The sequence below is a fragment of the Janthinobacterium sp. GW821-FHT03C08 genome, from assembly GCF_059420905.1.
On sequence record NZ_JBWKUP010000004.1, the window covers coordinates 250,502 to 268,359 of the forward strand.

Sequence of the window (17,858 nt, forward strand, 5' to 3'; positions counted from 1 at the left end):
GGGGATGGGCGTCTAACTACAGCCGGAAACAGAAAAAGGTCAGGTCGTCGCGGCGCGGCTGCCTGCCTTGCCATGCCGCGCTGTCGCGCAGCAGCGCCGCCGCCACGTCGGCTGCCGGCGCATCGCGCTGCGCCAGCAGCTGTTCGCGCATGCGCCGCTTGCCGTAGGCGATGTCGCGCGCGCCGCCGATCTGGTCGAGCAGGCCGTCGGTGGTGAGGAACAGCAGGCTGCCCGCGGGCGCCGCCAGCGTCTCGTTGCGCCAGCAGTAGCCGGGCGGCGTGTCGACATAGCCGACGCCCATGCGCGCGCCGTCGATGGCGCGCACGCTGTCTTCGCCGGGCGCCACCACGTGCAGCGCCAGTTTCGCCCCCGCGAAACGCAGGCTGGCGCTGGCGTCGTCATAGCACAGGAAGGCGCAGTCCATGCCGTCGTTCGAGCCGGCGTGGCCCGGCGCTTCGCCGCCCGCGTTGCCATCCTGGCCCAGCAGGGTCTTGATGGCGCGGCTGACGGCGCCGATGAGGGCGGCCGGGTCGCGCGGGCCCAGTTCGCGCAGGGCCTGGCTGAGGGCCGACGACGCGATCAGGGTCATGAAGGCGCCGGGCACGCCGTGGCCCGTGCAGTCGGCGATGGCGGCGAACCAGCCGCCTGCGTGGCGCTCGAAAAAATAGAAATCGCCGCCGACCACGTCGCGCGGCTGCCACTCCAGGTGGGCGTCGGGCAGGGTGGCGCGCAGTTCCGCGTTGGACGTGCGCAGCAGGGCGCGCTGGATCACGCTGGCGTAGTCGATGCTGTGCATGATCTGGCGGTTCTTTTCCGCCTGCATGGTGGCCACCACGTTCATCAGCTGCAGGCCGAAGCCCACGCCGGCCAGCGCGCCATCCTCGGTGATGATGAAGCCGTCGGCCAGCGCCTTTTCGCCCGCTTCCACGGCGCGGAAGGTGAGGTCTTCGATGCTCATGGTGCCGTCGACGATCAGCGGTTCCTTGTCCATGAAGGCGATGCAGCTCTTCTTGCCGTACACCTCGTGGTAGAACGGTTTCGACATCTGCGACATGAAGATATTGCGGCTGATCAAACCGATGGGCCGCTGCTGTTCCGTGACGGGCAGGCTCATCATGTCGCGCCGTTCCGTGAACAGTTCCAGCACGGCGAAATTGCTGGCATCGGCCTGCACCGATTCCGTGGGGATGCACAGGTCGGCGGCCACGGACGTGCGATAACGGGGAAGATGCAATCGAGAAGCGTTGAACTCCACAGCGGCTACCTTTACATGACGATCGGACCCTTGTTGTCGCGACGGCAAGGCGGCTGACAAACAGGCAATATCATCATGGTAGCCGTCGAATGTGACGGCTTGATTACGTGCTTGTCAAAACCGTATGCAAGATGGCTGCGTGGCAAGCCGCTGCCGGGCTACGCGTGGCGGGCCAGCGTGCTTGCCTGCGCCAGCCAGCGGGCCCGCTGCGGCCCGGTGGAACCGAGGATAGGGCCGAAGCTGGCCACCCTGACGGGTTTGACGCCGCAAAATTCCAGCGTCGTCCTGCGCAGCTGGTGGATGCCGGGCATGCGGTAAACCCAGCGGAAATACCACGGCGGCGTGTCCATCGCCACCAGCAGCTGCGCCGTGCGGCCTCGCAGCAGCTGTTCTGGAAAGGCCTTGCCCGGACGGTACTTGAAGGCGAAGCCGGGCAGGAAGGCGCGGTCGACAAAGCCCTTCAGCAGGGCCGGCGCGCCGCCCCACCAGATGGGGTAGGCGAACACCAGGTGTTCGGCCCACAGGATGGCTTCCTGCGCGGCCAGCAAGTCCGCCTCCAGCGGCTGCACCTGGCGGTAGCCTTCGTGCAGGCTCGGGTCGAAGTCCAGCTGGCCCAGGCGCAGTTCGCGCACGGCGTGGCCCTGGGCGCGGGCGGCGTCAGCGTAGGCCTCGGCCAGGGCGGCGCAGAAACTGTCGCCGGATGGGTGGCCGAGGAGTATCAATATGCGCTTGGAAGATGTCTTGGTCATGTGCAGGCTTTCCGCTAAAGAAGAGCCTGCATGCTAAAGCCTGCCCCTGGGGGCAGAGTCAAGCGCGCCGTCTTACGCGGCTTGCAGGCGCTGGCGCGCCAGGCAGCCGTGGATTTCCGCATCGATCTCGCCCAGCTGCGCGTCGAGCTGGCGCAGGCGGGCGATATCCTGCTGCACCTGGGCGCGCTTGGCGGCGATGTGCCGCGACAGGGCGGCCCAGTCCGTGTCGTCGCCAGCCAGGACGGGCAGCAGTTCGGCCAGGCGGAAGCCCAGCGCCTGTGCCTGGCGGATCAGCTTGACTTGCGCCAGGTCCTGCTGCGTGTAGACGCGGTAGGCGCCCGCGCGGCGCACGTCGCCCAGCAAGCCGAGCGTTTCATAGTGGCGCAGGGCCTTGGGCGAGGTGCCCGCCAGGCGGGCGATTTCTCCGATGTACATGGCTTTCCTTTTCTCGAGCGGCGGCGCACGCAGTGTAGCGCAGCCGGGCCGCCCGGCGCTACCTTGCGCGCCGCACTCAGGAGGGCTTGCGTGGCGGCACTTTCTTCGCCGTGCAATCGGCGCAGGTGCCATACAGCGACAAGGCATGCTCGTGCAGCACGAAGCCCCGCTCGGCGGCGATCTCGTTCTGCCGCAGTTCGATGCCTTCGTCGACGAATTCGTCGACCTTGCCGCAGCCCGTGCAGACCAGGTGATCGTGGTGCTGCCCTTCGTTCAGCTCGAAGACGGCGTGGCCCGATTCGAAATGCCGGCGAAACAGGATGCCCGCTTCGGCGAACTGCATCAGCACGCGGTAGATGGTGGCCAGGCCCACGTCGATCTTTTCGGCGAGCAAGAGTTTATACACATCGTCCGCGCTCAGGTGCTTGATCGTGCCTTCTTGAAACAGCTGCAGAATCCGCAAGCGGGGGATGGTCACTTTCAAGCCAGATTCACGCAGTTCCCTCAATATATCCATGTCTCCCATTCCTTTTTGTAGTCGCCCGAGCGTGCGCTGAAGCGTGACTCTGCATTATATCGCAAATGATAATCATTACCATTCTCATGTGCGAAGTGGGCGATTATGCCGCGCAAGGGGGCTGCGGACCAGTGACATCGGCGCAAGGGGCGAGTGCATCGCACGCATCTTGCCCAGTGCGTGTCATGCGTCAAAATTGCAAAACCAGCGGCAATATCGCTACACTGTGCAGCATGCAATAACAATGGAGCAGGGCATGGACCGATTTGATGCGATGCGCATCTTTACGCGCATCGTCGAGTTGCGCAGTTTCACCCAGGCGGCGCATGACCTCGGCTATCCGAAGGCCACGGTCACGCATGCGATCAAGCAACTCGAAACGCGCCTGCACGTGCGCCTGCTGCAGCGCACGACGCGGCAAGTGACGCCCACGCTTGACGGCGAGGCGTATTACCAGCGCTGCGTGCGCCTGCTGGCCGACCTGGAGGAGACGGAATCCGTGTTCACATCGGCGGCGCAGCAGCCGGCCGGCAAGCTGCGCGTCGACCTGCACGCGACCCTGGGCATGCATTTTGTCATGCCCGTGCTGGACCGGTTTTGCGCCCGCTACCCTTTGATTGAACTGGAAATCGGCATGGGCGACCGCCTCGTCGACCTGGTGCGCGAAGGCGTCGACTGCGTGCTGCGCGTGGGGGAACTGGGCGATTCATCCATGGTGGCGCGCAGGGTGGCGCTGCTGGAGCAGGTGACCTGCGCCAGCCCCGCCTACCTGGCCGCGCACGGCACGCCGCGCAATCTGGAAGAACTGGCGGGCCATCGCGCCGTCAATTTCTTTTCCGCCCAGACGGGCAAGGTCTGGCCCTTCGATTTCAAGGCGGATGGGCAGCGGCACAGCGTGGCCTTGCCGGGCACGGTGTCCGTCAACAATGCGGACGCGTATCACGCCTGCTGCCGCGCGGGCATGGGCTTGATCCAGGCGCCCCGTTATCACCTGGAGCGGCCGCTGGCGGCCGGCGAGCTGGTGGAAGTGCTGCGGGACTGGCGTCCCGACCCGCTGCCCGTGTCCGTGCTGTATCCCCATCACCGGCAATTGTCGCCGCGCGTGCGCGTGTTCACGGACTGGGTCGCCAGCCTGTTCGCCGAGGCGGCTTGATTTTGCAACGCCGCATTTTCTTGACCTGGGAAAAGGAAAAAATCCCTCTGTTGATGCCATCTAGCACTATTTGATGTGGATCAAAGTTTTTGTTGCACTGCACTCTTAGACTTCGCAGCGTTACTTAACGACAGAGGGAAATAAAATGAAAAAGTCCGCAACTGCAGCAGCAATCGTTTTGGCCGCCATCGGCGCATTCGCCGGCAATGCGATGGCACAGGAAAGCCCTTGGCTGGTCCGCGCCCGCGCCGTGCACATCGATCCGGCCGATAAATCTGCTCCTGTTGGTGGCGTCGGCGCATCCGACCGTTTGACGGTCAGCAGCAAGACGATTCCTGAAATCGATATCTCGTATTTCTTTACCCCCAATATCGCTGCCGAGCTGATCCTGACCTACCCGCAAAAGCATGACGTCAAGCTCGACGGTAACAATATCGGCACTTTCAAGCACTTGCCGCCGACCCTGTCGCTGCAATACCACTTCATGCCGGAAAAACAGTTCAGCCCTTACGTGGGCGCGGGCGTGAACTACACGAATATTTCGGACGTGAAATTGCTGAACGGCGCGGGCCGCCTGGAACATGACAGCTGGGGCTTCGCCTTGCAAGCGGGCGTCGACTACAAGCTCGACAAGAACTGGTCGCTGAACTTCGACATCAAGAAAGTGCAGATCCGCAGCGACGTCTTCATCAGCGGCGCCAAGGCCAGCGAAGTCAAGGTTGATCCATTGCTGATCGGCGTGGGCGTGGGCTACCGTTTCTAAGCGGTGAAGATGCCCGCATAGCGCGGGCGAAAAAAAAGGACGGCCAGGTGCAAACCCGGCCGTCCTTTTTTATGTGTCAGGCAGCGCTTATTTTTTCAGCGTCTTTTCCAGCGCCAGCTGGTAGTCCGTCTTTTCGTAGCCGGCCAGGTACTTGTTGGTCGCGTCGAGGAAGGCGCGCGAGCGGTAGGCCGCTTCCAGGTCCTTCACCCATGGCTTGCCCTTGTCGGCCGTGCGGATGGCCACCAGGTTGATGTAGCTGTCCGAGATCTTTTCCACGGCCAGGGCGGTGGTCAGCTTCATGCCGGCCGCCAGGGCGAAATTGCCGTTGACGAAGGCGTAGTCGGCATCGGCCAGCGAGCGTGGCAGCTGCGCCGCTTCCAGCGGCACCAGTTTCAGCTTCTTCGGGTTGTCCACCACGTCGCGTTCGGAGGCGCGCAGCGGGTCGACGTTCGGTTTGAGCTTGATCCAGCCCATCTTGGCCAGCACCACCAGCGCGCGCGCCTGGTTGGTCGGGTCGTTCGGCATGGTGATGGTGGCGCCGTTCTTCACCTCGGCCAGCGACTTGTGCTTGCTGCTGTACAGGGCGATCGGCGTGGTCGGCACGGTGATCAGGGGGCTCAGCGGCAGCTTGTTATCGGTGGCGAACTTGGTCAGGTACACGATGTGCTGGAACACGTTGGCATCCAGCGAGCCTTCGGCCAGCGCGTAGTTCGGCTGCACGTAGTCGTTGAATTCGACGATCTTGACCTTGTAGCCCTGTTTTTCCAGGATCGGCTTGATGCCCAGCTTCAGCTGGTCCGAATACGGGCCGGAGCTGGTGCCGATGACGATTTCCTTCGGGTCCCTGGCGTGGGCAGCGGTGGCGAAGGCCAGGCTGGCGGCGGCCAGGAGCAGGTTGCGGCGGATGTGGTTCATGTATGTCCTTGTTTCTGAATATGGATTAACGTTTGTCGAGGCGCTTGGCGATGCGCGTGCCGGCGAACTGGATGGTCTGCACCAGCACGATCAGGATGGCCACCGTGGCGACCATGATGTCCGTCTCGAAGCGGTAGTAGCCGTAGCGGATGGCCAGGTCGCCGATGCCGCCGCCGCCCACCACGCCGGCCACGGCCGAATACGACAGGAAGCTGATCGACAGCACGGTCAGGGCCAGCACCAGGCCGGAGCGCGCTTCCACCAGCAGCACGCGGAAGATGATCTGCATTTCCGACGCGCCCATGGCGTGTGCCGCCTCGATCACGCCGCGCGGCACTTCGCGCAGGTTCTGTTCCACCAGGCGCGCCAGGTAGGGAATGGCGGCGAACGACAGGGGCACGGCAGCGGCCAGCGGGCCGATCGAGGTGCCCGCGATGATGCGCGTAAACGGCGTCAGGGCGACGAGCAGGATGATGAAGGGGAAGCTGCGCACGGTATTCACCAGCCAGCCCAGGCCCATCGACAGGGGGCGGTTTTCCAGCGACTGGCCTTCCGAGACGAGGAACAGCAGGATGCCCAGCGGGCCGCCGATCAGGATGGCGGCGGTGAGCCCGATGCCCAGCATCGTCATGGTCTGGCCCAGCGCCACCCAGATTTCCGGCAGCAGGTTGATGACGTTATTGATCGATTCTTCAAACATGTGTTGCATCCTTCCATGCGGTGGCTTCAAACGCCTCGGTGCCGTAGTAAGCCAGCTCGCGTCCCAGCGCCGTCTTGCGCGGGGTGGCCGTGTCGCTCAGGTCGAATTGTTCGGCGATGGCGCCGTTTTCCACCACGGCCACGCGGTTGCAGATGGCGCCCAGCACCGACAGCTCATGGCTGACGATGACGATGGTCACGCCGAGGCGCGCATTGATGTCGCGCAGGGTGTCGAGCAGGGCGCGCGTGGTTTCCGCGTCCAGCGCGGACGTCGGTTCATCGCACAGCAGCACGTCCGGATGGCTGGCCAGGGCGCGGGCGATGGCCACGCGCTGTTTCTGCCCGCCGGACAGCTGCGCCGGATAGCTGTGCAGCTTGTCGGACAGGCCCACCAGCGCCAGGCATTCCTCGACGCGGGCGGCGATCTGCTCGCCCTTGGCCGTGCCATGGATCTTCAGCGGGAAGGCGACGTTGTCGAAGACGCTGGCGTTTTGCAGCAGGTTGAACTGCTGGAAAATCATGCCGATATTCTGGCGCGCGTCGCGCAGGTCGCGCTTGCCCAGACTGGTCAGTTCGCGGCCGGCCACGGTAATGGTGCCGCTGTCGGGGCGTTCGAGCAGGTTGATCAGGCGCAGCAGGGTCGATTTGCCGGCGCCGCTCTTGCCGATCAGGCCGAAAATATCACCGGGATAGACTTCCAGCGTGACCGATTTGACCGCGTGGAATTGTTCGCCCTTGGGCAGCGCGAAGGTCTTGTTCGCGCCATCGATGCGAATCACCGGCGTACGGTGTGGTGTGGTCATGCAGTGTTTCCTTTTTTATTGGACCGTGACAGGCGTGCTTGCAGGGGCCAGATCGCCCGGCCTGTGACGTCGGTTGCGTAGTATACCTCCGATCGCGTTATTACTCCTACGACAGAATCTTGCTTTGAATATGCAAATAATGTCTATGTGGGTGTTTTCAAGTGGAAAAAGCGGGGAAGCGGCAATTCTGCCGAATTTAATCGCGCAGGCGGGCGTGCCAGGGGCGCATGATGGTGAAAAGTTCGTCCGGCCATGCGCAGGCACATGGGCGCAGTTGCTGCCCGTTTCAGTTCAGTTAGGGTTTTCTTGACGGGGGCGGGGCCGCTTGCTGCCCTTGATTTCCGCTATCGGAGGCAGATTCTGCCCCGCTGGCGCCCTGCGGGCCTTCCGGGCGGCGCAGCAGGTAGACGATGACGGCCAGTTCCATGCAGCCCACCATGACGATGACCCACCACGGCGGATGGCCCAGGCACATGGCGACGAAGCCGATGGCCATGCCCAGGCAGGCCATGGCCTTGCCGCGCCGCGAGACGGCCCGGTGTTCGCGCCACTGGCGCAGCGGCGCGCCGAAGCGGGGATGGTGCAGCAGCCAGTGTTCCAGGCGCGGCGAGGCGCGGCTGAAGCAGGCCAGGGCGAGGATGAGGAAAATCGTCGTCGGCATCACGGGCAGCATGGCGCCGATGATGCCCAGCAGCACCATCAAGGCGCCGGCCGCCGTCCACGCCCAGCGGCGCAGGCGCACGCCGTGCGCTTCGCGCGGCGCTGCCTCGGCGTGCCGGCCGTCCATCAGGCGTATGCCTCGACGTGGCCGTGCATGCGCATGAAGGCGGCGCGCGCGCCGGCGATCACGCGTTGCTCGCCGCCGGCGTCGAGCGGCGCCGTATCGAGGACGGCCGTGAAGTCGCGCCAGTGGCGCGCGCGGCCGTCGGGGTGGCCCGCCAGGTGGCGCGCGCCGAACTGCTCGTCAAGGCCGATCTTGCCGGCCAGTTTATACAGGATGGCGGCGCCCAGCTTCGAGCCTTCGCTTACATACAGCCAGCCCAGCGCGGTGGCCACGTCCAGTTCCCCGCCGAAGGGCGGCGCGGCGGCGTCGGCGGGCAGCGGGGTTTGCAGGTCCTGCAGGTCGGCGGCGATGCTGGCGTAGCGGCGGCGCTGTTCCAGGCCGGGCAGCAGGGCGGCCAGGCCGGCGTGGTCGTACAGCGCATCGACATCGCGCAGGAAGGCGTACTGCGCCTGCAGGAAGCGGGCGTAATTGTGCGGGTTGTCGAAGGGTTTGCTTTCCATGATGCGCTTGTCCAGCACCTCGTGCGTAGCCATGGTATCTGCCTTCAGGCGCTGGCTGCGGGGCAGGGAAGTCGTCGGGGGCGCGTTCAATATGGTGGAATCGGTCGGGGCTGCGGTCATGGTTTCCTGCTCTATTATGGATGAATCAAGGCAAACCTGCATGCCCGGCGCGTGCCGGGGCAGGTGGTGGCGGCGCTCGTGGCTGGATGGCTGGCGTGAGGCGGCGGGGAGCCGGCGGGCTGGCGCAGGCGGGCAGCGGTGCAAAGGCAGCGATGATAGCAATTACGATGAATAATAACAAGAATCATTCGCATCTGAATTGCTGGATAACGCTGGATATTTTTGTCAATGCGGACAATAATCGGCTGCAGAAGGCGCTGTCGCGGACAGAATCGGCGTTATTATCGATTTTTTCGATGCTAACTAGGTAAATTTTCCGTTTTACATCGATCTTCATGCCATGCATAATTGTTGCAACTGAAGCCAGACAATCGGCCGCCCGCCTCTTCGCCGGCAGCCGGTTGCGGTTTTGACATCCACCACTCCCTGTCAGGAATCCATAATGAAAAAACTGCTCGCTTTTATCGCCGCCGCCGGTTTCTCGCTGTCCGCCTTTGCCGCCCCGGAAGTCTATGTCATCGATGGCAGCCACACCTTCCCCCGCTTCGAGTACACCCACATGGGCTTCTCGACGCAGCAAAGCCGCTTCAATAACACCACCGGCAAGATCACCCTGGACCGCGCCGCCAAGACGGGCGCCGTCGAAGTGCTGATCGACACCAAGTCCGTCGACACGGGTTCGACTCTGTTCAACTCGCACATCCAGGGCGAAGACTTCCTCGACACGGCCAAGTACCCCGTCGCCACCTACAAGTCGACCAAGTTCAACTTCGACGGCGACAAGCTGGCATCCGTGGAAGGCAACCTGACCCTGAAAGGCGTGACCAAGCCCGTCACCCTGACCGTCACCTCGTTCACCTGCGCACCGCACCCGATGCTGAAGAAAGACGCCTGCGGCGCCAACGCCACGGCCAAGATCAAGCGCTCGGAATTCAACGCCGGCAAATATGCGCCAGCCGTCAGCGATGACGTGACCCTGACGTTCGCGATCGAAGCGATCAAGCAGTAATTTATACACCCGACATCTGGACTGCAGGGGGCGGACCGTGAGGGGCCGTCCCCGGTACTTGCTCCTGGGGTGAAATGGAAAAAGCGGCGGGCCAAGGCCCGCCGCTTTTTTTCGACCAGCGAATCAGGATCATGCCAGGTGATGCACCTCTTGCTGCCCATACACCGGCGTGTTCAACCCCTCCATGCGCGCCTTCAGCTGCAGCGACAGGTATTGCGAATAGTGGCGCGACTGGTGCAGGTTACCGCCGTGGAACCACAGCGCCTGCTGCTGCGTGGGTTTCCACATATTGCGCTGTTCGCCCTCCCACGGGCCAGGGTCCTTCGTCGTGGCCGAACCCAATCCCCACACCTTGCCCACCTTGTTCGCCACCTCGGGCGAGATCAGGTCGGCCGCCCAGCCATTCATGGAACCGTAGCCGGTGGCGTACACCACCAGGTCCGCTGGCAGTTCCGTGCCATCGGACAGCACGATGGAGCGGGCCTTCAGTTCCTGCACGCCGACGCCGCTTTTCAGCTTGATCTTGCCGTCGGCGACCAGTTCCGAGGCGCCCACGTCGATGTAATAGCCGGAGCCGCGGCGCAGGTATTTCATGAACAGGCCGGAATCGTCGTCGCCGAAATCGAGCATGAAGCCCCTTTCTTCCAGGCGCGCATAAAAATCCGCGTCGCGCTCGCGGATGGCCTTGAAGACGGGCTTCTGGAAGTCGGCCAGGATCTTGTACGGGATCGAGGCGAACGTCAGGTCGGCCTTGTTTGTGGTCATGCCGGCCGCCAGCGCCCGTTCCGAGTACAGGTCGCCCAGGGCCAGGTCCATCAAGGAATCGGACTTGACGATGTGCGTCGACGAGCGCTGCACCATGGTCACGTCCACGCCCGCCTCCCACAGGGCGGCGCAGATATCGTGCGCGGAATTGTTCGCGCCGACGACGACCACCTTCTTGCCGGCATACGCGTCCGGCCCCGGATGCTGCGACGAATGCTGCTGCTCGCCCTGGAACACGTCCATGCCCTTGAACCTGGGCATGTTGGCCTTGCCCGACATGCCCGTCGCCAGCACCAGCTGCCGCGGCTTCAGGGTGACGGGCCGGCCCTCGCGCAGCACCTGCACCGTCCACTCGCCGCTGGCTTCGTCGAAGCTGGCCGACTCGCAACTGGTCGAACCCCAGTAGTTCAGCTCCATCACCTTGGTGTACATTTCCAGCCAGTCGCCCACCTTGTCCTTGGGCGTGAAGACGGGCCAGTTGTCGGGGAAGGGGATGTACGGCATGTGGTCGTACCAGACGGGGTCGTGCAGGCACAGCGACTTGTAGCGCTTGCGCCAGCTGTCGCCGGGGCGCGCGTTTTTCTCGATGATGATGGTCGGCACGTTGAGCTGGCGCAAACGCGCGCCCAGCGCGATGCCGCCCTGGCCACCGCCGATGATGACGCAGTAGGGCTGGCGCGCGTAGCCGAGTTCCCTGGCTTCCTGCTCGCGCTGCTCCAGCCAGCTGCTGCGGTCCGTGCGCGCGCCGTGTTCCGCGCCCATGGGCCGCCGGCCGCCCTTGGCTTCCTCGAAACCCTTCAATTCGCTCATGGTGGTGAGCAGGGTCCAGATATGGCCGTTGCGGATGCGGATGAAGCCCGTGCCGCGTCCCACGGCCGTCTCCACGCTGATCCAGCATTGCAGCACGCCGCCCGCCTCGCTGGCGTGTTCGCCGTCGGCGATGCGCATGGCGACGGGCTGCACGGCGCCCAACTGGGCGGCCAGCATGGCGGCGATCTGCTCGCGCCCTTCCAGGGTTTTCAGGTTCCATGTAAACAGCACCAGGTCGCGCCAGTAGCCGTCCGGCTCGAACAGTTGTGCGGCGCCCGTGCCGTCGCTGGCGCGCAGGCAGCCTTCGAGCTGCTCCAGGATGCTGGCCACGGCCAGGTCGTGCGGGTTGATTTCGGTGTGCATCGTGTCTCCTCCAAGTCTGCTGACTTTATGATGGGATGCGGCTGTGCTGCCGCTGACGATGTTGTATCACCGCTGTTTTGGCGCCGCATCCTGCAGCGCAGCATGGCGGCGATTGAGACGGAAGTCTCAGCTTGCCGGAACCCTTACTGCCGGTGCGGCGGCACGATCTTCAGGTGCTTGATGCGCCGGTACAGGGTGGCGCGCGACAGGCCCAGCATGGCCGCCGCCTGCAGCGGGCGCCACTTGGCCACGTTCATGGCGTTGACGATGCGCGTGCGTTCGGCCTGTTCCTGCGGCGTATAGGTCACCGCCGCCAGCGCTTCCGGCGCCTCTGCCACCGCGCTGCCGGTGCGCGGGCGCGTGCCGGCGTGGCGCAGTGGCGCGCGCACGCGCGCATGCAGCCAGGCGCTGCTGCCGGCCAGGCGCAGAGACAGCAGCTTGTGTCCCGCGCGCGCATCGAACAGGCGTTCGGCGCGCACTTCCAGCACTTCGCCGACGGGGCGGGGCAGGGCGCCCAGGCCCGCGATGACGTCGCGCGCGCAGCGGTTGGCGGCGACGACGTCGCCATGTTCATCGACGGCGATCAGCATTTCCGGCTGCACTTCCACGAAATGGCGGTTGCGGTGCGCCAGCAGGATGCAGCAGTGGCCATACGACTTGAGGAAAAAGCCGTCTTCGATCAGGGTCGCGCCCTGGCGCACCAGCTGCTTGACGAGGCGCTGGCTCTCGCGCGCATCGGGCGAGTTCAAGGCCGACGCGTCGAGCACGCCGATCAAGTCGCCATGCGGCGAAAAGATGGGGGCCGCGCTGCAGGTCAGGCCCGTGAAGGCGGCACGGAAATGGTCGGTCTTGTGTACCGTGATGGCTTCCTGGTCGAGCAGCACGGAGGCGATGCCGCACGTGCCTTCCTCGTCTTCCGACCAGCACGAGCCGGGATACAGGCCGGCCTTCTTGAAATCCTTGCGCTGGTCCGCATCGACCGCGTAGTCGATCGTCACCCCGTGCGCATTGGCCAGGATGACGCAGTAGCCCGCCTCGCGCACCATGGCGTGCAGCCGGGGCAGGCACTGGCCCGTGGAGCGCAAAAAATTTTCTTCGGACTGCTGCACGGCGCGCAGTTCGGCGCCCGTCAGGATGCGCGGACCCGTGGTCGAGGCGGGGTCGAGCCGGTAGTCGTCCAGCGCGCGCCGGTACGATGACGCCAGCCTGGCCGCGTCGATGCCCGGGTTGACGACCCTGCCGGCGATCAGGTCGCGCACGCGGTCGAGGTGGCTGGTCTGGCGAACGTATGGCATGGCGCTCTCCGTGTCACGGTTGCTGTTTTGCTGCTGCTGCCCGTTTGTAGCATGAAGTGGCGGCGCACGCATGTCGCGCTGCAGCAAGACGCCGGCATGAGACGATCGTCTCAGCCAAAAAGCGGGGCGGGAAGGGAGTCTTTCCTTGCAAGAATGCGTCCCGGGCAGGTCCGCACAATTGAATGCTTTACAACAATAAAATAAAGTTTCTCTGATAACATTCGCTCGAATGGAAGGACATCCTGGCCCTTGCGGCTGGGCGGCTTCTGGCGCGAACGCGGCGCCGCCCGCGGATAACCCACCATGACAAGCCGGCTATTGCAAGGATACCTATGGCAACGCAAGCGATGTTCCTCGTACGCCGTTCCACCGCGCTGGCCTTGCTGGGGTGGAGCGCCGCGTGCGGTGCCGCCGGCCAGCTTGATCCCGATGGCCAGAGCGGCATGGAAAAGGAAGTGGCGCGCCGCGCCGCCAGCGAGCCGGCCATCGTCGCCGGCTGGCAAATGACGCCTGCCGTCGAAGCGGGCGCGCAGATCGCCGGCGAAAGCCAGCTGTTCTGGAAGCTGTCGAACACCCCGGCGCGCAATCCCGACTTTGATTTCAACCCCTACTGGTACGAGTTCTACGTCAAGCCGGCGCTCGGCTTCAAGCGCAACCTCGGCGACGGCAGGCAACTGTATGCGCGCTTGTCTGCCGTCGGCTCGGGCACCGTGCGCCACGACCCGTTCGGCGCGGGCGACACGGGCCGCATCTCGATCGAGGAGTTCGTCGCCGGCATGCGCCTGCCCCTCGGCGACGCCGGCACGCTGCTGGACCTGTCGGCCGGGGCGCAGAATTTCACGCTGGGCACCGGCATGCTGATCGCCAATGGCGGCTCGAACGGCTTTGACCGGGGCGCGCTGAAGCTGGGGCCGCGCAAGGCCTTCCAGAATTCCGTGGTGGCAAAGGTGAGCCACGACGCCTTCAGCGCCCAGGCGTTTTACCTGGACCCGAATGAAAATCCTGACAACGATAGCGGCACGCGCGTGGTGGGCGTCGACGCCAGCTACGCGCCCGCCGACGACCGCAAGGCGGGCATCGCGTATGGCAAGGTGCCCCGTTCGCACGCCGCCTATCCGCAGGCGGCGCCGGGCGGCATCGGCGCGCCGCTGGCCGTGCCGGATGGCCGCAAGGACCTGCAGTTCGTGTACGGCTACGCGCGCATGCCCCTGCTGCCCGCCGTGCTGCCGAAAGGCTGGTTCGGCGTGGACGCGGCGCGCGAATGGAACACGCGCGAACCGATGCGGGCCTGGGGCTGGCGCACGGAAGGGGGCTTTTCGCTGCCCGGCGTGGCGTGGACGCCGAAATTCACCCTGGGGTACCAAAGCTTTTCCGGCGACGATCCGCGCACGGCGCGCAACGAGCGCTTCGACCCCCTGTTCTTCGAAGGCACGCCGGGCGCCTGGGCGTCCGGCAGCAAGGCTACGTGGGTCTTCGTCAATGCCAACGTGAACGCGCTGCAGGCCACCATCGAGCTGCACCCGACGCCGAAAGACACCGTGACGGTCTATCTGGCGCAGGTGCGCGCCAACCAGATGGGCAGCCCGCTGCAGTTCGGCCAGGCCACGCGCCTCGACGTGCCGGGCGCCGCGCCCGTGGTGATCGCAGGCGTGCTGCGCCCGATGCTGGCCAACGATGTCTTCCTCAAGTACGTGCGCGTGGTGAACCCGAATACCTACCTGACCGTGGGTGCGAGCGCGTCGTTCGCGCAGTCCGGCATCAAGCAGCTGGTGAAAGGCCAGGCCAGGACCTGGACGGGCTGGCTGGCCAACGTGGTCTGGATTTACTGAGGATGCTTGCATTTAATCTGTTGTTGAACACAGGAGAACCCGCATGAATGTACTGCCCAAGATCAAACGCATGGCCCTGGCGGCCAGCTGCATGGCCCTCGCAGCGGGCGGCATGCCGGCCGTCGCGCACGCCGCCGAGGCGTCCGCCGCGGCGCCGCTGTCGGCTGCCGCCAGCGACCCGGCCGCGCTGAAATGGATGGTGGGTTCGCCGCCGCCGCCGGACAAGATCATCCGCTTCGACGATGGCAGCTATTTCACTTTCCCGCAGCTGCGCTGGAGCGTGTCGCACTTCCGCCAGCTGATGCCGACGGTGAATGTGTCGCGCGGCCTGGGGGCGCCGCAGCCCCTGCAGCGCGCGCTGCGCAAGGATATCGACAGCCTGCGCTTCACGCCGCTGGGCAGCAAGGACAGCATGACCTGGGAGCAGTCGCTGGGCGCCAACTACACGGATGGCATCGTGGTGCTGCACCGCGGGCGCATCGTGTACGAACGTTATTTCGGCGTGCTGAAGGACAGCGGCCAGCATGGCGCCATGTCGGTGACGAAATCCGTGATGGGCACCCTGGGTGCGGCGCTGGTGGCCGAAGGCAAGCTCGATGCGGACAAGCTGGTGGCCGACTACATCCCGGAACTGGCCAAGTCCGCGTTTGGCGACGCCACCGTGCGGCAGGTGCTCGACATGACCACGGGCCTGAAGTTCAGCGAGGATTACGCCGATCCGAACGCCGAAGTGTGGCAGCATGCGGCGGCCGGCAATCCGCTGCCCAAGCCCAAGGATTACACGGGGCCGCGCAGCTATTTCGAGTACCTGCAGACGGTGCAGCACCAGGGCAGGCATGGCGAGGCCTTCGGCTACCGCACCGTCAATGCCGACGTGCTGGGATGGCTCATCGCCCGGGTCACGGGACAGAACGTCAACGACTACCTGTCCGAGCACGTCTGGCAGAAGCTGGGCGCCGAGCAGGATGCCTACATGTCGGACGATTCGACGGGCACGCCGTTTGCCGGCGGCGGCCTGAGCGCCGGCCTGCGCGACCTGGCCCGCTTTGGCGAGATGCTGCGCAACGATGGCCGCTACAACGGCCAGCAGATCCTTCCCAAGGCGGCGGTCGCGGACATCCGCCGGGGCGGCGACAAGCAGCTGTTCGCCAAGGGCGGCTACGACCTGCTGAAAGGCTGGAGCTACCGCGACATGTGGTGGGTCACGCATAACGACCACGGCGCCTACATGGCACGCGGCGTGTACGGCCAGCGCATCTATGTCGATCCGAAGGCGGAGATGGTGATCGTGCGCTTTGCCTCCACGCCGACGGCGGCCAACTCGGCCAACGACCCGACCACCACGCCGGCCTTTGAAGCGCTGGGCAAGCTGCTGCTGGCAAAGCCGAAATAAGGGCGCTTGCCGCCATCAATGGCCCGCGCGTGCGGGCCATTTGCACATTGAACGGGGAGAAGCGCATTGAATCGTCGTACCAGGGTCGTTGCCGCGGCAGTTGCCTGCGCCAGTGCGATGGTGCTGCTGTCCTTCTGGGGCAGCCTGCATTTTTCCGGCCTGCGGGCGCGCGAAGTCGAGCAGCTGCGCCTGCAGCGCGTGGCCGACATCGCCATGACGCGCGCCAGCAAGTCGTTTGACGAGATAGGCGCGGCCCTGCAGTCGGTTGCCGCGCTGACGGTGCGCCCCTGTTCCGACGAGCATATCGCGCTGATGCGCCAGTCGACGCTGGAGTCGCGCGGTGTCGCGGAAATCGATTATTTCGAGGACGGCAAGCTGAAATGTTCAAGCTGGGGCATGCCGGAGCAGGGCAGCGACATCGCCCTCGGCAAGCCCGACTTCACCACGCGTGGCGGCGTGGACGTGCACACGCAGGCGCCGCCGGCGGCAGGCAAGGGCAAGCCCATGCTAGGCCTGTTCAAGGATCGGCACCGGGTGCTGGTCGATCCCGCCGGCCTGGCCGATATCGTTGCCGATCCGGACGTGCAGGTGGCCGTCGCCACCTCGGGCGGCGCCCTGCTGGGCAGCCAGAACGGGCCGGATGCGGAACTGGTGGGCAAGCTGGTGCGCGACAGGGGCAATGACCCCGCCATCGCCGGCGCGGACAGGATGCAGGCCGCCGTGGCCCGCAAGGGGGAACTGGCCACCGTCGGCCTGGCGCCCGAGAGCAGCATGCACAGGCAGCTGCGCAACGAACAACTGTACATCCTGCCCTTCGGCTTCCTGCTGGCCGCCGTGGCCATCAGCCTGCTGGTGTGGCTGACGCGCAGCCGCCTGTCGCTGCAGGGGGAAATGGCGCAGGCGCTGAAAAGACGCGAGTTCATCGTGCATTACCAGCCGCTGGTGCGCCTGAAGGATGGCGCCTGCGTGGGCGCCGAGGCGCTGATACGCTGGCCGCGCCCCGACGGCACGATGATGCGGCCCGATTACTTCATCCCGCAGGCAGAGGAGAGCGGTTTGATCGAGGCCATCACCGACCAGCTGGTGGAAACCGTGGTGCGCGAGATGCGCGCGCTGCTGCTGGCCCGGCGCCACCTGCATATCGCCATCAATGTGTGCGCCTCCGACATCCAGACGGGGCGCCTGCTCGACGTGCTGGCCAAGGCGCTCGACGGCAGCGGCATCGAGCCTGGGCAGATCTGGCTGGAAGCGACGGAACGGGGCTTCATCGATGTGGCCGCAGCGCGCAACGCGCTCGAAAGGGCGCGCGCCATGGGCTTTTCCGTCGCCATCGACGATTTCGGCACCGGCTACTCCAGCCTGGCGTACCTGCAGAACCTGCCCATCGATGCGCTGAAGATCGACAAATCGTTCATCGACACCATCGGCGGCGACACGGTGACGAGCAGCGTGACGTCGCACATCATCGCCATGGCGCAGACGCTGCAGCTGGCGATCATCGCCGAAGGCATCGAGACGCCGCTGCAGGCCGACTACCTGCGCGCGCGCGACGTGGAGTATGGCCAGGGCTGGCTGTTTTCCAGGGCATTGCCGCCGGCGGACTTCATCGCCTACTGCCACCGGCAGCGGGAGGAAGGCCAGGATGGCAGCCGTGCGGCGGCCTGAACACAATTGCAATACCATATTCCTTTCGTTATCAAT

The 17,858-nt window shown here is 65.1% G+C and carries 18 protein-coding genes; 7 read left to right on the forward strand and 11 right to left on the reverse strand.

Annotated features, from left to right (window positions below; translation table 11 throughout):
• Positions 1 to 16: 16 nt before the first annotated feature.
• The 4 genes from AC07VL_RS07485 to fur all read right to left on the reverse strand — a co-directional run bounded on the left by AC07VL_RS07485 (position 17) and on the right by fur (position 2,956).
• A complete protein-coding gene (locus AC07VL_RS07485; RefSeq protein WP_494805271.1) occupies positions 17 to 1,234 on the reverse strand; it encodes a SpoIIE family protein phosphatase in 1,218 nt (405 codons plus the stop codon).
• A 179-nt stretch (positions 1,235 to 1,413) separates the two neighbouring features.
• Positions 1,414 to 2,004 (reverse strand): NAD(P)H-dependent oxidoreductase, encoded by a 591-nt coding sequence (locus AC07VL_RS07490; RefSeq protein ID WP_494805272.1) that lies wholly within the window; start codon positions 2,002 to 2,004, stop codon positions 1,414 to 1,416.
• Positions 2,005 to 2,076: 72 nt separating this feature from the next.
• Complete coding sequence (locus tag AC07VL_RS07495; RefSeq protein WP_494805273.1) at positions 2,077 to 2,439, reverse strand: MerR family transcriptional regulator; 363 nt, start codon at positions 2,437 to 2,439, stop codon at positions 2,077 to 2,079.
• Between the two features lie 76 nt (positions 2,440 to 2,515).
• Positions 2,516 to 2,956 carry a ferric iron uptake transcriptional regulator gene (gene fur / locus AC07VL_RS07500; RefSeq protein ID WP_092794635.1) on the reverse strand — a complete coding sequence of 147 codons (441 nt, stop codon included), beginning with the start codon at positions 2,954 to 2,956 and terminating at the stop codon, positions 2,516 to 2,518.
• Positions 2,957 to 3,212: 256 nt separating this feature from the next.
• Here fur and AC07VL_RS07505 point away from each other — a divergent pair, with 256 nt between their 5' ends.
• Both AC07VL_RS07505 and AC07VL_RS07510 read left to right on the forward strand, forming a co-directional pair.
• Positions 3,213 to 4,109 (forward strand): LysR family transcriptional regulator, encoded by an 897-nt coding sequence (locus AC07VL_RS07505; protein WP_494805274.1) that lies wholly within the window; start codon positions 3,213 to 3,215, stop codon positions 4,107 to 4,109.
• 145 nt (positions 4,110 to 4,254) lie between these two features.
• On the forward strand, positions 4,255 to 4,872 hold the full coding sequence (locus AC07VL_RS07510) for an OmpW/AlkL family protein (protein WP_494805275.1): 618 nt from the start codon (positions 4,255 to 4,257) through the stop codon (positions 4,870 to 4,872).
• A gap of 87 nt (positions 4,873 to 4,959) precedes the next feature.
• Here the strand turns inward: AC07VL_RS07510 and AC07VL_RS07515 are convergent, their stop codons facing one another.
• From AC07VL_RS07515 to AC07VL_RS07535, 5 genes are all read right to left on the reverse strand, one after another.
• Positions 4,960 to 5,787, reverse strand: a complete 828-nt coding sequence (locus AC07VL_RS07515) for a MetQ/NlpA family ABC transporter substrate-binding protein (protein ID WP_494805276.1) — start codon at positions 5,785 to 5,787, stop codon at positions 4,960 to 4,962.
• 25 nt (positions 5,788 to 5,812) lie between these two features.
• Positions 5,813 to 6,487, reverse strand: a complete 675-nt coding sequence (locus tag AC07VL_RS07520; RefSeq protein ID WP_494805277.1) for a methionine ABC transporter permease — start codon at positions 6,485 to 6,487, stop codon at positions 5,813 to 5,815.
• Positions 6,480 to 7,289 (reverse strand): ATP-binding cassette domain-containing protein, encoded by an 810-nt coding sequence (locus AC07VL_RS07525; RefSeq protein WP_131372975.1) that lies wholly within the window; start codon positions 7,287 to 7,289, stop codon positions 6,480 to 6,482. Before AC07VL_RS07525 ends, AC07VL_RS07520 begins: the two co-directional genes overlap by 8 nt.
• A gap of 295 nt (positions 7,290 to 7,584) precedes the next feature.
• Positions 7,585 to 8,076: a YbaN family protein gene (locus AC07VL_RS07530; RefSeq protein WP_494805278.1), complete on the reverse strand. Its 492-nt coding sequence runs from the start codon at positions 8,074 to 8,076 to the stop codon at positions 7,585 to 7,587.
• Positions 8,076 to 8,693: a biliverdin-producing heme oxygenase gene (locus AC07VL_RS07535; RefSeq protein ID WP_494805279.1), complete on the reverse strand. Its 618-nt coding sequence runs from the start codon at positions 8,691 to 8,693 to the stop codon at positions 8,076 to 8,078. The genes AC07VL_RS07530 and AC07VL_RS07535 overlap by 1 nt, the downstream gene beginning before the upstream one ends.
• A 20-nt stretch (positions 8,694 to 8,713) precedes the next feature.
• On the opposite strand from AC07VL_RS07535, the gene AC07VL_RS07540 reads away from it, so the two are divergent.
• Together AC07VL_RS07540 and AC07VL_RS07545 are read left to right on the forward strand one after the other, a co-directional pair.
• The gene (locus AC07VL_RS07540) at positions 8,714 to 9,004 is read left to right on the forward strand and encodes a hypothetical protein (protein ID WP_494805280.1); all 291 of its coding nucleotides are present in this window, start codon (positions 8,714 to 8,716) and stop codon (positions 9,002 to 9,004) included.
• A 131-nt stretch (positions 9,005 to 9,135) separates the two neighbouring features.
• Positions 9,136 to 9,702, forward strand: coding sequence for a YceI family protein (locus AC07VL_RS07545; protein ID WP_102298271.1), 567 nt, complete (start codon positions 9,136 to 9,138; stop codon positions 9,700 to 9,702).
• A 129-nt stretch (positions 9,703 to 9,831) separates the two neighbouring features.
• On the opposite strand, the gene AC07VL_RS07550 is transcribed toward AC07VL_RS07545, so the two are convergent.
• On the reverse strand, positions 9,832 to 11,640 hold the full coding sequence (locus AC07VL_RS07550; protein WP_494805281.1) for an NAD(P)-binding domain-containing protein: 1,809 nt from the start codon (positions 11,638 to 11,640) through the stop codon (positions 9,832 to 9,834).
• Positions 11,641 to 11,783: 143 nt separating this feature from the next.
• On the reverse strand, positions 11,784 to 12,935 hold the full coding sequence (locus tag AC07VL_RS07555; protein WP_494805282.1) for a sigma-54-dependent Fis family transcriptional regulator: 1,152 nt from the start codon (positions 12,933 to 12,935) through the stop codon (positions 11,784 to 11,786).
• Between the two features lie 332 nt (positions 12,936 to 13,267).
• Here AC07VL_RS07555 and AC07VL_RS07560 point away from each other — a divergent pair, with 332 nt between their 5' ends.
• The 3 genes from AC07VL_RS07560 (at position 13,268) to AC07VL_RS07570 (ending at position 17,822) form a co-directional block, all read left to right on the forward strand.
• Positions 13,268 to 14,764, forward strand: coding sequence for an alginate export family protein (locus AC07VL_RS07560; protein ID WP_494805283.1), 1,497 nt, complete (start codon positions 13,268 to 13,270; stop codon positions 14,762 to 14,764).
• A 112-nt stretch (positions 14,765 to 14,876) separates the two neighbouring features.
• A complete protein-coding gene (locus AC07VL_RS07565; protein WP_494805354.1) occupies positions 14,877 to 16,157 on the forward strand; it encodes a serine hydrolase domain-containing protein in 1,281 nt (426 codons plus the stop codon).
• A gap of 66 nt (positions 16,158 to 16,223) precedes the next feature.
• A complete protein-coding gene (locus tag AC07VL_RS07570; protein WP_494805284.1) occupies positions 16,224 to 17,822 on the forward strand; it encodes an EAL domain-containing protein in 1,599 nt (532 codons plus the stop codon).
• The last annotated feature ends 36 nt before the right edge of the window (positions 17,823 to 17,858 follow it).

What these genes read in the sequence shown, in the direction of transcription:
- AC07VL_RS07490 (WP_494805272.1), bottom strand. Translation starts at nt 2,004, where the DNA reads ATGACCAAGACATCTTCCAAGCGCATATTGATACTCCTCGGCCACCCA.
- AC07VL_RS07495 (WP_494805273.1), bottom strand. Translation starts at nt 2,439, where the DNA reads ATGTACATCGGAGAAATCGCCCGCCTGGCGGGCACCTCGCCCAAGGCC.
- fur (WP_092794635.1), bottom strand. Translation starts at nt 2,956, where the DNA reads ATGGATATATTGAGGGAACTGCGTGAATCTGGCTTGAAAGTGACCATC.
- AC07VL_RS07505 (WP_494805274.1), top strand. Translation starts at nt 3,213, where the DNA reads ATGGACCGATTTGATGCGATGCGCATCTTTACGCGCATCGTCGAGTTG.
- AC07VL_RS07510 (WP_494805275.1), top strand. Translation starts at nt 4,255, where the DNA reads ATGAAAAAGTCCGCAACTGCAGCAGCAATCGTTTTGGCCGCCATCGGC.
- AC07VL_RS07515 (WP_494805276.1), bottom strand. Translation starts at nt 5,787, where the DNA reads ATGAACCACATCCGCCGCAACCTGCTCCTGGCCGCCGCCAGCCTGGCC.
- AC07VL_RS07520 (WP_494805277.1), bottom strand. Translation starts at nt 6,487, where the DNA reads ATGTTTGAAGAATCGATCAATAACGTCATCAACCTGCTGCCGGAAATC.
- AC07VL_RS07525 (WP_131372975.1), bottom strand. Translation starts at nt 7,289, where the DNA reads ATGACCACACCACACCGTACGCCGGTGATTCGCATCGATGGCGCGAAC.
- AC07VL_RS07530 (WP_494805278.1), bottom strand. Translation starts at nt 8,076, where the DNA reads ATGGACGGCCGGCACGCCGAGGCAGCGCCGCGCGAAGCGCACGGCGTG.
- AC07VL_RS07535 (WP_494805279.1), bottom strand. Translation starts at nt 8,693, where the DNA reads ATGACCGCAGCCCCGACCGATTCCACCATATTGAACGCGCCCCCGACG.
- AC07VL_RS07540 (WP_494805280.1), top strand. Translation starts at nt 8,714, where the DNA reads ATGAATCAAGGCAAACCTGCATGCCCGGCGCGTGCCGGGGCAGGTGGT.
- AC07VL_RS07545 (WP_102298271.1), top strand. Translation starts at nt 9,136, where the DNA reads ATGAAAAAACTGCTCGCTTTTATCGCCGCCGCCGGTTTCTCGCTGTCC.
- AC07VL_RS07550 (WP_494805281.1), bottom strand. Translation starts at nt 11,640, where the DNA reads ATGCACACCGAAATCAACCCGCACGACCTGGCCGTGGCCAGCATCCTG.
- AC07VL_RS07555 (WP_494805282.1), bottom strand. Translation starts at nt 12,935, where the DNA reads ATGCCATACGTTCGCCAGACCAGCCACCTCGACCGCGTGCGCGACCTG.
- AC07VL_RS07560 (WP_494805283.1), top strand. Translation starts at nt 13,268, where the DNA reads ATGGCAACGCAAGCGATGTTCCTCGTACGCCGTTCCACCGCGCTGGCC.
- AC07VL_RS07565 (WP_494805354.1), top strand. Translation starts at nt 14,877, where the DNA reads ATGCCGGCCGTCGCGCACGCCGCCGAGGCGTCCGCCGCGGCGCCGCTG.